General features: G+C 39.6%; 16 protein-coding genes. 6 read left to right on the plus strand and 10 right to left on the minus strand.

All coding sequences use genetic code 11. The annotated features are described in order from the left end of the window. Nucleotides 1-5: 5 nt before the first annotated feature. On the minus strand, nt 6-998 hold the full coding sequence (locus AOC35_RS13360; protein WP_108647798.1) for a Bug family tripartite tricarboxylate transporter substrate binding protein: 993 nt from the start codon (nt 996-998) through the stop codon (nt 6-8). Nucleotides 999-1,063: 65 nt separating this feature from the next. Here AOC35_RS13360 and AOC35_RS13365 point away from each other — a divergent pair, with 65 nt between their 5' ends. Continuing rightward, nucleotides 1,064-2,059 carry a Bug family tripartite tricarboxylate transporter substrate binding protein gene (locus tag AOC35_RS13365; RefSeq protein ID WP_211307522.1) on the plus strand — a complete coding sequence of 332 codons (996 nt, stop codon included), beginning with the start codon at nt 1,064-1,066 and terminating at the stop codon, nt 2,057-2,059. A gap of 10 nt (nt 2,060-2,069) precedes the next feature. On the opposite strand, the gene AOC35_RS13370 is transcribed toward AOC35_RS13365, so the two are convergent. Together AOC35_RS13370 and AOC35_RS13375 are read right to left on the minus strand one after the other, a co-directional pair. Beyond that, nucleotides 2,070-3,701: a peptide chain release factor 3 gene (locus tag AOC35_RS13370; protein WP_108647800.1), complete on the minus strand. Its 1,632-nt coding sequence runs from the start codon at nt 3,699-3,701 to the stop codon at nt 2,070-2,072. 89 nt (nt 3,702-3,790) lie between these two features. Continuing rightward, nucleotides 3,791-4,645, minus strand: coding sequence for a hypothetical protein (locus tag AOC35_RS13375; protein WP_159077597.1), 855 nt, complete (start codon nt 4,643-4,645; stop codon nt 3,791-3,793). 158 nt (nt 4,646-4,803) lie between these two features. On the opposite strand from AOC35_RS13375, the gene AOC35_RS13380 reads away from it, so the two are divergent. Further along, on the plus strand, nt 4,804-5,283 hold the full coding sequence (locus AOC35_RS13380) for a DUF2721 domain-containing protein (RefSeq protein WP_108647804.1): 480 nt from the start codon (nt 4,804-4,806) through the stop codon (nt 5,281-5,283). Between the two features lie 5 nt (nt 5,284-5,288). Beyond that, nucleotides 5,289-6,065 (plus strand): hypothetical protein, encoded by a 777-nt coding sequence (locus tag AOC35_RS13385; protein ID WP_108647806.1) that lies wholly within the window; start codon nt 5,289-5,291, stop codon nt 6,063-6,065. A 40-nt stretch (nt 6,066-6,105) separates the two neighbouring features. On the opposite strand, the gene AOC35_RS13390 is transcribed toward AOC35_RS13385, so the two are convergent. Beyond that, nucleotides 6,106-6,684 (minus strand): TMEM165/GDT1 family protein, encoded by a 579-nt coding sequence (locus AOC35_RS13390; protein WP_108647808.1) that lies wholly within the window; start codon nt 6,682-6,684, stop codon nt 6,106-6,108. Next, nucleotides 6,684-7,169, minus strand: coding sequence for a disulfide bond formation protein B (locus AOC35_RS13395; RefSeq protein ID WP_108647810.1), 486 nt, complete (start codon nt 7,167-7,169; stop codon nt 6,684-6,686). Before AOC35_RS13395 ends, AOC35_RS13390 begins: the two co-directional genes overlap by 1 nt. A 95-nt stretch (nt 7,170-7,264) precedes the next feature. On the opposite strand from AOC35_RS13395, the gene AOC35_RS13400 reads away from it, so the two are divergent. Both AOC35_RS13400 and AOC35_RS13405 read left to right on the plus strand, forming a co-directional pair. Further along, on the plus strand, nt 7,265-7,708 hold the full coding sequence (locus AOC35_RS13400; protein ID WP_211307523.1) for a hypothetical protein: 444 nt from the start codon (nt 7,265-7,267) through the stop codon (nt 7,706-7,708). A 178-nt stretch (nt 7,709-7,886) separates the two neighbouring features. Next, on the plus strand, nt 7,887-8,186 hold the full coding sequence (locus tag AOC35_RS13405; RefSeq protein ID WP_281259312.1) for an HU family DNA-binding protein: 300 nt from the start codon (nt 7,887-7,889) through the stop codon (nt 8,184-8,186). Nucleotides 8,187-8,261: 75 nt separating this feature from the next. Here AOC35_RS13405 and rodA read toward each other — a convergent pair whose 3' ends face one another. The 5 genes from rodA to AOC35_RS13430 are packed head-to-tail and all read right to left on the minus strand — an operon-like array spanning nt 8,262 to nt 13,774. Further along, nucleotides 8,262-9,404, minus strand: coding sequence for a rod shape-determining protein RodA (rodA, locus tag AOC35_RS13410; protein WP_108647813.1), 1,143 nt, complete (start codon nt 9,402-9,404; stop codon nt 8,262-8,264). Further along, nucleotides 9,386-11,302, minus strand: a complete 1,917-nt coding sequence (gene mrdA / locus AOC35_RS13415; RefSeq protein WP_108648847.1) for a penicillin-binding protein 2 — start codon at nt 11,300-11,302, stop codon at nt 9,386-9,388. The genes rodA and mrdA overlap by 19 nt, the downstream gene beginning before the upstream one ends. A gap of 20 nt (nt 11,303-11,322) precedes the next feature. Continuing rightward, on the minus strand, nt 11,323-11,808 hold the full coding sequence (mreD, locus tag AOC35_RS13420; protein ID WP_108647815.1) for a rod shape-determining protein MreD: 486 nt from the start codon (nt 11,806-11,808) through the stop codon (nt 11,323-11,325). Beyond that, nucleotides 11,808-12,707, minus strand: a complete 900-nt coding sequence (gene mreC, locus AOC35_RS13425; protein WP_108647817.1) for a rod shape-determining protein MreC — start codon at nt 12,705-12,707, stop codon at nt 11,808-11,810. The genes mreD and mreC overlap by 1 nt, the downstream gene beginning before the upstream one ends. Before the next feature lie 26 nt (nt 12,708-12,733). Next, nucleotides 12,734-13,774, minus strand: a complete 1,041-nt coding sequence (locus tag AOC35_RS13430; protein ID WP_108647819.1) for a rod shape-determining protein — start codon at nt 13,772-13,774, stop codon at nt 12,734-12,736. An 80-nt stretch (nt 13,775-13,854) separates the two neighbouring features. Between AOC35_RS13430 and gatC the strand changes: the two genes are divergently transcribed. Continuing rightward, complete coding sequence (gatC, locus tag AOC35_RS13435; RefSeq protein WP_108647821.1) at nt 13,855-14,148, plus strand: Asp-tRNA(Asn)/Glu-tRNA(Gln) amidotransferase subunit GatC; 294 nt, start codon at nt 13,855-13,857, stop codon at nt 14,146-14,148. Nucleotides 14,149-14,153 lie beyond the last annotated feature (5 nt).

The following is a 14,153-nucleotide window of genomic DNA, read 5'->3' on the forward strand; positions in this document are numbered from 1 at the left end:
TTCTTTTAATCGAGTGAAATTTTTCTTTCTTTTGCTACTTTTGTCCAGCGGTCTATATCGTCTTTGATATAAATTGAAAATTGCTCAGGGGACATAGGCATTGGCGTAATTGCTTCCGCAGATAAACGCTCTTTGAGTTCTGGATTTTGAATCGCCTTGTTGATTTCTTGATTGAGCTTATCCCGAATCGCCAAAGGCAACTTGGCTGGGGCTGAGATACCATACCACTGAACTCCATCAAAGCCGTCGAACCCAGACTCTTTAAAAGTGGGTACATCTGGAATTAAAGGATGTCTTTTTGTTCCACTAACAGCGATCGCCCGAAGTTTGCCAGATTTAAGATGCGGCAGAGCCGCTGCAAGTCCTGGGAACATAGATAAAGTTTGACCACCTAAGGTATCAATAAAAGCTGGACCAATACCACGATAGGGAACGTGAGTACTAGGAAAATTAGCTTGTATTTTTAACTGCTCCATCGCGAGATGAGTTAAAGTTCCAGGTCCAGCCGAGCCATAGCTCATCGTATCAGGGTGTGCCAAAGCATAAGCGACAAACTCTTTAAGATTTTTAATGGGTAAACCAGCATAAACTGCTAGTACGTTGGGTGTGCCACCGACCATCGCAACAGGGGTGAAATCTTTGATTGCATCGTAAGGCAACTTTCTTACTGCTGGATTCGTGCCGTGGGTGCCAACATAAGACAGGAGCAATGTATACCCATCTGGAGTAGCACGCGCCACGGCCTGGCTGGCAATAACTCCACCACCACCACTTTGGTTGTCTACAATAAAACTCTGCCCTAAAGCTTTTGTGAGACTGTCAGCAACTGTTCGGGCAACTAAATCTACCCCACCCCCTGGTGCCACAGGCGCAATAATCTTTACAAGTTTTGTAGGGTACTCGGCCGCGTTGAGGGTGCCGAAAAATAATAATCCCGTAACTAAAGTGATGATAAATTGAAAGAATCTCACAGAAAATTGATTGAAAATTGAATTCATTTTGCTTATCCCTAACCTATCTGTAGAATAGTTGATATCTAATTAAAACCACTAAAGGGTAAATTATGCCTAAAATTTTTGATAGATTACAAATTCATAGTTATCGATCTTTGTTAGGCTTAGTTTTTATGAGCATGTTATGCTCACAAGTCCATGCCCAGCAGGCATATCCGGTTAAAGCCATTAACTTTATTGTGCCATACGGTGCTGGCGGAGGCGCTGATTCAAGAAGTAGACAAATTGGTCTTGAATTGAGCAAAATTTTAAATGTACCGGTCATTGTGGAAAATAAACCAGGCGCTGGTGGCAATATTGGTACAGAATATATTGCTAAGGCAAATCCTGATGGTTACACCATTGGTATGGGAAATTTTGCTCCACTAGCAGTCAATAAAACCTTATTTGGCAACTTGAAATATGACCCTGAAACAGACTTAACGCCGATTATACTAATCGAAAAGGGGCCACTTGTTTTAGTAGTGCATCCAAACTCCCCATACAAATCAGTTGCGGACATTGTGGCTGATGCTAAAGCCAAACCAGGCGTTTTAACATTTGCTTCAGGTGGTATTGGTGGAAGCCACCAATTATCAGCCGAGTTATTTAAGCAAAGCGCTGGGATTGACATGATTCATGTGCCCTATAAAAGTGGTGCTGCCGCTTTAACTGACTTAATGGGTAGTAATGTAAATTTGATGTTTGATCAAATGTACTCAGCGATGCCGAGTATTACTGCTGGAAAATTAAGACCACTCGCAATTACGAGTAAAAAAAGATCACCGATGCTTAAAGATGTACCAACTTTTGCCGAAGTTGGCTACCCCTCAGTAGCTGTAGATAATTGGCAAGGTCTCGTAGCCCCCAAGGGCACGCCTAAAGCCATTGTTGATAAGTTGAATGCTGCGGTCAATCAAATCTTAAAAGATCCCAAAGTGATGGAATTTATATTAAGTCAAAGTAATGAAGTGGGCGGAGGTTCTCCGGAAGATTTCGCAAAATTAATTAAATCCGAGTCCACGAAGTGGAGCGCAGTGGTCAAAATCGCAAACATCAAACCCTAAATAATTCCAACTAAGACAGCAGGTCTTTTTGGAATACAAGACCTGCATGTTCACGCAGCGCATGAAACTCAATATCTTTCCAAAGTTGTTGAGCTACCTCTAATTCAGAGCGGTGCGCCGCTAAAAATACCGGTGCCCCCACTACATCCTCACTCATACGGTGGGAGTTATCGTTAATAAATTTCTTAAGAATAGCGGGGTCTTTGCTACTTACCCAACGTGAGAGTGAGTATCTAGAGGGTAACAGCCTAACTTCAGCGTTATATTCACTCTTTAATCGATGCGCTACGACTTCAAACTGTAATTGACCAAAGGCACCTAATAACATTTGTCCACCAAGCATCGGCTTGAAGACCTGAATCGCACCCTCTTCACCTAACTGCATCAATCCATCACGGAGTTGTTTAGTCCGTAAAGGGTCTGCGGTTTCAACCATTTTAAAAATTTCAGGTGCAAAAAAAGGCAATCCTGTAAATTGCAGTTTTTCACCTTCGGTAAGCGTATCACCCAGTTGCAGCAATCCATGATTAGGGATACCAATAATATCGCCAGGGAATGCCTCGTCAAGAATATCTCGTCTCTGAGACAAAAAGGAAAGCGCATTATTGGTCCTTACTTCTTTGCCATTTCTGGAAATTTTTAAACGCATTCCTCGCTCAAAATAGCCCGAACAAATTCGTAAAAAGGCCACGCGGTCACGATGCGCAGGATCCATATTCGCTTGAATTTTAAAAACAACGGCAGAAAAGTTTTTTTCAGATGGAAACACTTCACGTTGAATGGTAGCGCGAGATTTTGGGGCCGGAGCTAGCTCAACTAGAGTATTAAGAATTTCTTGTACGCCAAAATTATTAATGGCTGAACCAAAAAAGACGGGAGATTGCTGGCCATTTAAAAAGGCCTCTTGATCGAAGCTAGGCATTGCCCCTTGCACGAGATCCACTTCATTTAAGGCGGTTTCTAAGGATTCACCTAATTTTTTTTGAAGTGCAGGATCGGAGATACTTACGAGTTGGTCTGCTTGATGCCCAATCCTATCTTCACCCGCTTTAAACATTCGCATTTGTGAACTGGCAATGTCAATCACACCACTGAATGATTTACCCATACCGACCGGCCAAGTAATTGGGACTACCGACATGCCAAGCGCTTGCTCAATTTCGTCCATTAAATCTAGCGGCCTTTTTACTTCGCGGTCCATCTTATTAATAAAGGTAATGAGTGGCGTATTTCTTGCCCGGCACACTTCAATCAATCTTCTTGTTTGAGCTTCTACACCATTTGCCGCATCAATAACCATTAGAGCAGAGTCAACCGCAGTTAAAACGCGGTAGGTGTCTTCAGAAAAGTCTTGGTGACCGGGAGTATCCAAAAGATTAATAATGCAATCTCGGTACTCCATTTGCATTACAGAACTGGCAACAGAAATACCCCGTTGTTTTTCAATTTCCATCCAATCAGAAGTGGCATGGCGGCTCGCTTTACGTGCTTTCACGCTGCCAGCAATTTGAATAGCTCCTGCGTACAAAAGTAACTTTTCAGTTAATGTGGTCTTGCCGGCATCTGGGTGAGAAATAATCGCAAAGCTTCTTCTTCGCCCAACTTCTTTTTCAATAGTGCTGATTAGTGGGTGATTTGACATGGTAAGTACTGCAAGAAAAGTATAAATCTTGCTTAAATGAGTAAAGCTAGATTATAGGGCTTCCTCGAAGTAAAGCCCTTTTTGAATCCCTAAAACCTAATTGAAACACCCATTTTTCCGATAGATGAATGGGGACCTTCAACAAAATTGTTGGTTAATAAGTGACTAGTTCTTAGGTAAGAGGCAACTAAGTCTATATCTGGCCGGATGGAATAGAGAAAGCCAAATTGTAAAGAGGTATTAAACGGAGAGTCTGAGTTAGCAATTGCAGAAACCAAGGCAATATCAAAACCAATTTTAAATTTAGGATTTACCTTCCAAACCGGGGCAATACCAAATGTATAGAGTGTCGTTCTATTATCTGGATTTAAATCTGTGCCCATTGGAATATTCTCGTTATAGGGGGCATAGGTAACGTCGGCATTCAGGTAGAAATCGAATTGTTCGCCGTAGTAGGAAGCAATCAAGTTGGAACCACCACCTATTTTTGCCATACCAAGACCAGCAATTTGTTGATTTTGGGTTTCAGGAAGGTTCAGGTAAGGCCTTACCGCAAAACTAAAACTATTTTCCCCGTTCCCATAAAAACGATACTTTGCACCCAGTTGCCAGTTCGCTATGGGAAAATAAGAGCCATTGGGCTGTTGGTAATAAACCAAGCCAAAAGACGCTTCAACATTATTTGTAATCCCTCTTGAGATAGTAATTGGAAATGCAATGGACCGATCCGCGCCAAAAAAGATTTGATCTTCTGCATCAGTGCTTAGTGACTTGAATTGAGGATTGGGGTCAGATTTTTCAAAAATATTATAAAAATAAAGATCTAACTGATATTTCCCGGGTTCAAGCGTGCTTGCGTCCTCAGTAAAAAAGGGCTCATAGGCTTGTACTGATGAAGAAAAAACCAAAATACAGGTAATATAAAAAAGAGAGAAAAATTTCATCTTTAAGTAAAGAAGGTGTTTAATAGGTAAATACTAAGGGATATAAATTTCATTTATTTGAAAAGCTTAATTTATGAAGACCTAACAATAAAGCTAGGCAATAATTAGTAAAATTCATCATATTAAGATACTAGCAATTTTTTACAAAAGGATAACTCGTGGCTGACCCACTCTTAGACATCGTCGGTGAAAGTATTAAATTATCTGTCGCACCAGTTTTTTTATTAACCGCCGTCGCGGGAATGATTAGCGTTTTGACTCAGCGTGTAGCAAGAGTAATCGACCGCTCAAGATTCTTACAAATGGAATTACACAACGAAGGGAACATGCCTTTAACGCCTCTCTTAGTAAGGATTTATAACCAAGAACTTCATAATCTTGCCAAAAGAGCAACGGTCGTGAATACCTCAATGGTTTTACTTGTGGTCTGCGCGATTTTCATTGCATTAACTATTTTGGAATTGTTTTTGTCCGAAACCGCCTCCGGCAGGATTGTTACATCTAAAACATTGATGTACACATTTATTGGGGGTGTCGTTTGTTTTGTATTTGCGCTGATAGGCTTACTCATTGAAGTGCTACTGGCATCCTATACTGTTAGAATGAAGCCCATCTCTAAACAAACTCTACCAATGTAAATATAATGAAATTTAGAATCCTATTAGTCCTTAGTTTCATTTGTTTTAACGTCAACGCTGCTTTTTTAGATGAAATTCAAGTGTACGATGGAGAAATAAATGAGCCGGGAGAATTTGGCCTTGAGTTACATATCAATACAACGGTGAGAGGTAATACAACACCAGAGTTTGATGGACAACGAACATCCCAATCGGGCACTAGATTAACCCCGGAGTTTTCCTACGGCTTATCCAAGACAGTTGAGCTAGGGTTTTATTTGCCAACGATTTATACTCCAGGCTATGGCTATGAGTTAGCGGGATATAAACCGCGTTTAAAGTGGTTGCCAATTCAAGCTAATGAGCAATCTCCTTGGTCCCTTGGTGTAAATCTTGAATACAGTGATTTGAAATGGGGCATGGAGTTACCTCGTAAAAATATCGAGTCACGATTTATTATTGGTTGGGAAAATAGCCAATGGTCATTAGCATTTAATCCGATTTTATCCGTAGCACTTTCTGATGGCCAGGACCGAACGCCTAACTTTTATTATGGTGCCAGAAGCATTTATAAATTGGAAGGAGCACTTTCGGGAGTGGGTCTAGAGTACTATCAAGGAGTTGGACCAATAAATAGTTTCCCCGCAAACAACTCTCAAGCTAAGCAAGTTTTTGCTATCTTTGAAACCAAAGCAGAGCGTGGTTTGATGAATAATTTTGACCTTCACTTTGGTGCCGGTTTTGGTTGGGACTCGGCCGATACCTTTACCTTAAAACTAATTCTTACCCCGAAGCTTCATTAATTAACTTCAAATTTCGAAGCGCGTAATTAAGCAGAGTGCTCTAAAAAATCTGATCGATTTTTAAGAGCACTAAAACTCCCATGATGAGAAAAATAAACGCTGCAATAGTATGAATTAATTTGAGAGGTAATTGTTTTGCAAAAGAATTACCTAAAAAAACTGCAGGGACATCTGCAATCATCATACCAAGTGTAGTGCCAATTACCACTAGGATAGGCGAGGGATAATGCGCTGCCATTGCAATTGTTGCCACTTGAGTTTTATCACCCATTTCCGCCAGAAAAAAAGTGACTAAGGTCGTAATAAATACACCAGACTTCACGCCAAAAGAAGCTTCTTCATCTTCAATTTTATCTGGCACTAATGTCCACAATGCCATTGCAATAAAGGAGAGTCCGAGCACCCAACGTAAAATCTCTGGGCTTAATATTTGGGTAATCCACACACCAAGTATGCCAGCAAGACCATGATTCAAAATAGTTGCAAACAAAATACCTAAAATAATTGGTACGGACTTTTTATATTTGGCGGCAAGTAAAAAAGCTAATAATTGAGTCTTATCACCCATTTCAGCAAGCGTCACAATGCCAGTACTGACTAGAATGCTGTGAAGGTCCATTAGTACGCCTTTTTTCTGTTAAATAATGAGTAACCAAATAACACTATTAATAAAAAAAACCAAATGAGTGACCAGTTAGGAACAGATAAACCGAAGATGGGAGGTAAGGGCATACTACAAAAACCATCCGCTTTAAAGAAAAAAGGTAAAGCTTGTACTATCTCAAATTGATTGATAAAAACCTCTAGTGGATCTAAACCACAAGAAATTTCCGGGTACGCGATAACGTAGGCATGACGAAGAGCTATGATCAAACCAAATAAGCTTGCAAGTAAAGCGAACAGGTGAAAAGATATTCGTGCTTTAGGAATGTTGAATGCAAATAGACAACTCAGGCCAACGAATAAAAACCCAATCCTTTGTAAAATACATAACGGACAAGGCGGGTAATGAACCCCATTTAATCCAACGTGTTGTAAAAATAATGCCACCCCTAGTAAGCAAAAACAAACTAGCGAAATAAGCAGATAAGAGGTTTTAGGCATGGATTATTTTTAAAGTTAATTTAGAATAACTGCTTTAAGAAGTTACTAGGTCAAACAAACTTGATATAGTTAGAGTATTGTAAAGGGAGTAAAAAATGACAGCAAAAAGTATTAAATTGAAATTATTCTTATTCTTAGTGATTGTATTAGGGTTATGTGCACTCTATACGTGGATAACCTTAACATACACCTATTCTGAGGGTAGTAGAGCAGGTTTTTTACAAAAGTTTTCTAAAAGAGGATGGGTTTGTAAGACTTGGGAAGGCGAGATCGTAACGGGTAGTATGCTTGGTAATCAAGAAAAGTTTATGTTTTCCGTACGTGATCCAGAGTTAGCTAAAGAGGTCAATGCTGCTATCGGTAAAAGAATCGAAGTGGATTATGCTCAACATATAGGGGTCCCTTCCAACTGCTTTGGTGAAACAGAATATTTTTTAAAGAACATCAAAACAGTCCCTGAAAGTATCACTTTTCAAAGAGACGTGCAAAATGGGGCAGTTGAGCCTGCTAAAGAAATAACGAATGATTCGATGAAATAGTAGCACTTAAATCATTCATGAATATGGTTTACAAAAATATATAAGCCCTACAGCTAATCAAAATAAGGGTTATCCTTAGTAAAAAGTTCTTACAGGCTTATAAATTCGAGGTAAAATGAATCCGTACATTAATTAATTTAGGTACATCTCTAGAGTAAGTACATTTTTAGTTATTCATATTAAGGAGCATAATTTGAACAAAGCAGAACTCGTTGCAGCTATTGCTGGCGAATCAGAATTATCTAAGACTAAGGCAGAACATGCTTTAAACGCAGCGCTCGAAGCAATTAAAAAAGCAGTTACAAAAGGCGATAACGTTCAGTTAATCGGCTTTGGCACATTCAGTTCAGGTAAGCGTGCTGCACGTATGGGCCGCAATCCAAAAACTGGCGAAGCAATTAAAATTGCCGCTTCAAAAACTGTTAAATTTACTGCTGGTAAAGCATTTAAAGATAGCGTTAATAAGCGTAAGAAGTAATTAAATTGAAACCTCATTCAATGAGGATCAATTAAGACCCCCAATGTAATTGGGGTTTTTTTTTGGTTTGAACTTTTAGGTTTGAACTAAGCGGCGATGCCGATGGATACTCATCAAAATCCCAACACCTAAGCCCAATGTTGTTAATGCTGTACCCCCATAACTAATGAAGGGCAATGGTACTCCTACAACTGGCAATAGTCCGCTTACCATAGCCATATTCACAAAAGCATAGGTAAAGAAAATAAGTGTTACTGAACCACCAAGTAGCCTCGTGTACAAATTGGGCGCACTTGCGGCAATTTTTAAACCGCGCTGAATTAACAATAAAAATAAAATTAATAAAACAAAATTACCAACTAAGCCAAACTCCTCCGAATACACAGCAAAAATAAAATCAGTATGTTTTTCTGGAATAAAGTCTAAATGAGTTTGTGTACCTTTCAGCCAACCCTTACCTAATAATCCACCAGAACCAATAGCTATCATTGATTGAATGGTGTGAAAGCCTTTACCTAGAGGATCTGTTGTAGGGTCTAATAAAGTACAAACACGGTGTTGTTGGTAACTTTTTAATATTGGCCAAGTAACACCTTTGGCACAGATGGTGTCACCAAAAATGACGATTAAAAGAATGCCAATTACGCCAAGCCCAATAAAAGGTAAGATAAATTTCCAGGGTAAGCCCGCTAAAATAATGACATAAAAACCAGCTGCAAAAACTAAGATTGCAGTTCCTAAGTCCGGCTGTCTAGCAATTAAAATAGTGGGTAATAATAAAAATAAAAATGCAACACCAAAATCCCATAGCTTAGTGTTTTCTTCGCGCTTATAAAAATACCAAGAAAGCATCATTGGCATTGCAATTTTCATAATTTCTGAGGGCTGAATGACCATACCAATATTTAGCCATCTCCGAGCCCCTTTTTTGATTAAACCAAAAAGAGCAACCGCGATTAAAAGTCCGAGACCAATTGAATAAATCCAAACGGAAGCTTTTTCTAACCATTTAACTGGAACCCTCGAGGTAAACCACATAATGATGAATGCTATCATTAGGTTTCTCAATTGTTCTACCCAGGTAATTACAGTACCTGAACTAGCAGATAAAAAGGTCACGTTACCGACAACGATTAAGGCTAGTAAGATAAAACTCAGATTAGGATCTAATCCCGCCCAAAGAAACCGGATACGTTTAATTAATGAGCGTTTTTCCACTCTGGGATACCTCCGGGCCACTTATTGAGTATTAAATAATCAAAAGCTTGGCGAACAATTGGCGCAGCAGCAGTTGCACCGAAGCCAGCATTTTCAACCACAATAGCCATTGCGTATTTGGGATTATCCGCTGGCGCAAAACCAATATACAAAGCATGATCTCGTTTGAATTCTGAAACCTGACTTGCGTTGTAATTTTTACCAGCTAAACTAAAAACTTGAGCAGTACCTGTTTTACCAGCAACGAGGTAACTAACACCAGCAAAAGGAACTTGGCCAGTACCGATTTGATTAACACCAATCATTCCATCAGTAATTGTTTTAATGTTTTCAGGCTTAAGATCTACAACCCTCGACTCTGATGGAACGGTTAAGATTTTTTCATGCGTAATGGGATCTTCAATTACCTTGACGAGATGAGGCTTCATCACTTTGCCGTTATTTGCCACAATTGCTGTTGCTTGAGCAAGCTGTAGAATTGTATAACTGTTATACCCCTGACCAATCCCAATCGAAATTGTCTCTCCATCAATCCATTTTCCCTTAATGGGATCTTTAAAGTAATTACGCTTCCATTCCTTTGAAGGCAATATTCCTTTAACCTCCCCGTTAATATCTATTCCGGTCAACTGCCCTAAGCTAACTTTCTCCATAAACTTCGCAATCGCATCGATTCCCATATCTCTGGCAAGCATGTAGTAATAAGTATCACAGGATAATGCAATAGAGCTTTGCATATTGACTAAACCATGACCATTTTTAGCATCGTCTCGAAAGATATTATTTCCAAACTGAAAATAACCAGGGTCGGAAATTGCCTGACTAGCAGTACGAAATTCCCCCTCAAGAGCTGCTAGTGCCATAAAGGGTTTAAAAGTGGAGCCAGGGGGATAGGTGCCACGTAATGGACGATTAAATAAAGGTTTTTCAGGGGATTCGTTTAACTGTTTCCAAAGGTCAGAGTCAATCCCATCAACAAAGGCATTAGGGTTAAAAGTTGGCATGGAAACAAAAGAAAGAACATCCCCAGTAGCAACCTCGATAACTACTGCAGCTCCACGACGTTTTTCATAGAGTTGCTCTATTAGATACTGTAATTTAATATCAACCGCTAAAGTTAAATTCGAGCCTGGGATAGAGGGAGTAACTGATAAATTACGAATCACTCGTCCCCCAGCAGTAATTTCTACCTGATTTGAACCGACAATGCCCCTTAAGTATTTTTCATAACTTTGCTCAATACCAATTTTTCCGACAGACTGAATACCTTTAATACGAATTGCCTTCAGATCATCAGGGGTGTTTTCATCAGCGTCTTCTTCTAACTCCGCCAATAATTTTTCTTTATCCTTAATCGACACTTTACCTGTGTAGCCTAGTAAATGAGAGCCAAGTTGTTGATAAGGATATTCTCTAAAATATCGAACTTGAACATCAACGCCTGGGAATTCAAAACGGCGCGCATAAAACCTTGAAACTTCCTCGTCACTAAGGAAGTTTCTAATCGATAAATTTTCTGTTTTCTTACTATTCTGAATAGTCCTTAGAAATTGTTGTTTGTCTCGAGACGGTATCCGAATAACTTTATCTAAGGCATCTATTAATTCTGCAGGAGGTAAATTGATTTCTGCCGGAGTAATTTCTAGCGAGTAGGATGGCATATTATTAGCAATGACAACCCCATTCCGGTCGATGATAAGCCCGCGTTGGGCTGGAGTCGTAATAATTGCAATACGGTTACTCTCAGAAGCCGTAGAGTACTTCTTATGCATAATCACTTGCAGCCAAAAAAACCGTAAAAATAACAGGGACAAGCAAATGATGACAAACCAAACAGCTATTTGGATTCTCTTTTGAAAATTATCTAAACGAATCGCCGGATCTATTTTGTTAGACATTGTTAATAACCCCGAAATCACTACAATTTTCTTCGAGCTAAAAAGGTACCAAGATGCGTTAATACTTTTCTAACGAGGGGCCAAAGACATAATTCAATCACTGCAGGAAATAAAATATAAGAAACTGAGAAAAAAAAGGATGGAACCAGCAACCAAAAAATAATATTAATGATGGAATGGATTAATAAAAATATTTGGAACACAACTAGCAATTGACCGAGCGGAGAATTCGTTAATAATTTTCTACTCCAAAAAAACATGACAACACTTCCTACGACGTAACCCATGGCATGTAACCCTAGTGGACAAGAGGTCTGAATATCCATCATTAAGCCGAGTAGGAAAAATAAAATCAAGCTGATTTTTTCAGGGAAAAACAATACCCAATAAAGCAAGACAGGCAAGATGAAATCAGGAATCCAAGGATGATTACCCCAAGGAAGCATATTGATCATAAAGGCGAACAATAAGGTCATTGTCATACTCATCAAGAAATTTGACCTCATCAGTTAACCCTTTTGAAGTTTTTCTTGTTCTTGATGGATTCAGGAACTATTGGGTTAGGGGCATCGTTGCTAGGACGATAAAGCAATACGATCAAATGTTTGGACGTATTTAAATCAGCTAATGGACGACAAGAGATTTGAGCTCCAGAATTATCTAAAGCACGTTCTATTTTAGTAATAATTGCGACAGGAATACCCGGAGGAAAAACCCCATCAATTCCTGAGGTTGATAAATAATCCCCGACATCTAAATCACCAAAATTACTTATAAAACGAAGTTCTAAAGGAGCAGCTCTACCCGCCCCAAATACAACCCCTCGTTGACCACTCCTAGACACCATTACAGGAATCGTAGCATCTTTTTCTTCGAGCACAGCGACTTCCGCGACATCATCGTATAAACGCACCACTTGGCCAATAATACCGGCTTCATTTGCTACAGGCATTCCTAATAAAATGCCATCTTTTTTCCCACGAGAAATGACTATTTTTTGAGAACTCGGATTAATTGGGTTGTAAATGATCTCTGCTGCAATGGAGGTGTAGGGACTTTGCTCTTTTAATTGAAGTAATTTACGAAGATTCTTGTTTTCAGATTCTAAATTTTCACTAGTACTAGATAGTAAAGTAAGATCTCTAATCGAATTTTTTTGTTCGGCGATGGTTTCTTTCATCGTTCGCATTGTCATCAAGTCATCACCCCAACTAGACATAATTTTGCCTGGTTGACTAACTAGGATTTGAACCGGATGCAGAAGGTGCTGAATTACAGAACGAATTTGATCTGCAGATTGATACTTCAGATCAAGAACCATTAGCAAAATTGCAATCGCAACTAGCCACAGCGTTTTATAAACTGGAGCACCTGTATTGAAAAGCGCTGGTGGACTCCTGAACAAGCTATACCTCTAGCGTAGAGTGAAATTTATTCTTGAGAGAAGATACTGCTGAGTTTATCCATACGTTCAAGCGCCATACCAGATCCGCGGGCAACACAAGTTAGCGGATCTTCTGCTACGTGAACAGGTAAACCAGTTTCTTCGAGAAGTAAGCGATCTAAATCTCTTAACAACGCGCCACCACCAGTTAGCATCATGCCTCTTTCTGCGATATCAGAAGCCAACTCTGGGGGAGTTTGCTCCAAGGCAGATTTAACGGCAATTACAATTTGATTCAGTGGGTCAGAAAGAGCTTCTAGAATTTCATTACTAGTGACTGTAAAACTACGTGGAATCCCTTCAGAGAGGTTTCTACCTTTTACTTCCATTTCAAGCACCTCAGTGCCCGGGAAAGCTGAACCAATAGTTTTCTTGATTGCTTCGGCTGTTTGTTCGCCAATTAGCATGCCGTAGTTACGACGGATGTAATTCGTAATAGCATCGTCGAATTTATCCCCACCTACACGCACTGACCATTTGTAGACCATGCCACCAAGTGACATGACACCAACTTCGGTAGTGCCACCACCAATATCAATTACCATTGAACCTGAGGCCTCAGTCACTGGCAAACCAGCACCAATTGCGGCAGCCATTGGTTCTTCGATCAAAAATACTTGGGACGCGCCTGCACCTAAAGCAGACTCACGAATTGCTCTGCGCTCGACTTGAGTAGATCCACAAGGAACACAAATAATAATTCTAGGGCTTGGTTTGAGAAATTTACTTTCATGAACCATTTTGATAAAGTGCTTGAGCATCTGCTCGGTAATAGTGAAATCAGCAATTACGCCGTCTTTCATCGGGCGAATGGCTTGAATATTACCCGGCACTCTACCTAACATTGCTTTTGCTTCATGTCCAACAGCTAAAATAGTCTTTTTACCACCCATGCCATCTTGACGAATAGCGACAACGGAAGGCTCATCAAGGACAATACCTTTGTTGCGGACATAGATTAGAGTGTTAGCTGTACCTAAATCGATAGCTAAATCATTTGAAAAGTAATTGCGAAAGAGACCGAACATAAGCTTAGTGGGAAAATAATGAAATAATTTAAATTATTAATTAATAGAATGTATAAACCATATGATACTGCAAGCACATTATGAAAACTGAAGAAATTACACATTTAGCCAAGCTATCTAGTTTAGAGGTGCCAGAAAATGAAATTGAGGCTCTATCTGAAGCGCTAGAGTCAATTTTGCAATTGGCCAATCAATTGCAATCTATCGATACGGTTGGGATTGAACCATTATTCCACCCAATTGAAATGATTACCCCTTTAATGCAGCCCCTACGTCCCGATCAGGTGACAGAGTTAAATCAACGAGAAGCGAATATGGCAAATGCCCCAGCGCAATTTGAAGGATTATTTTTAGTTCCAAAGGTGATCGATTGAACCTA

It is taken from the genome of Polynucleobacter rarus, assembly GCF_003072505.1.
Classification (GTDB): Bacteria; Pseudomonadota; Gammaproteobacteria; order Burkholderiales; family Burkholderiaceae; genus Polynucleobacter; species Polynucleobacter rarus.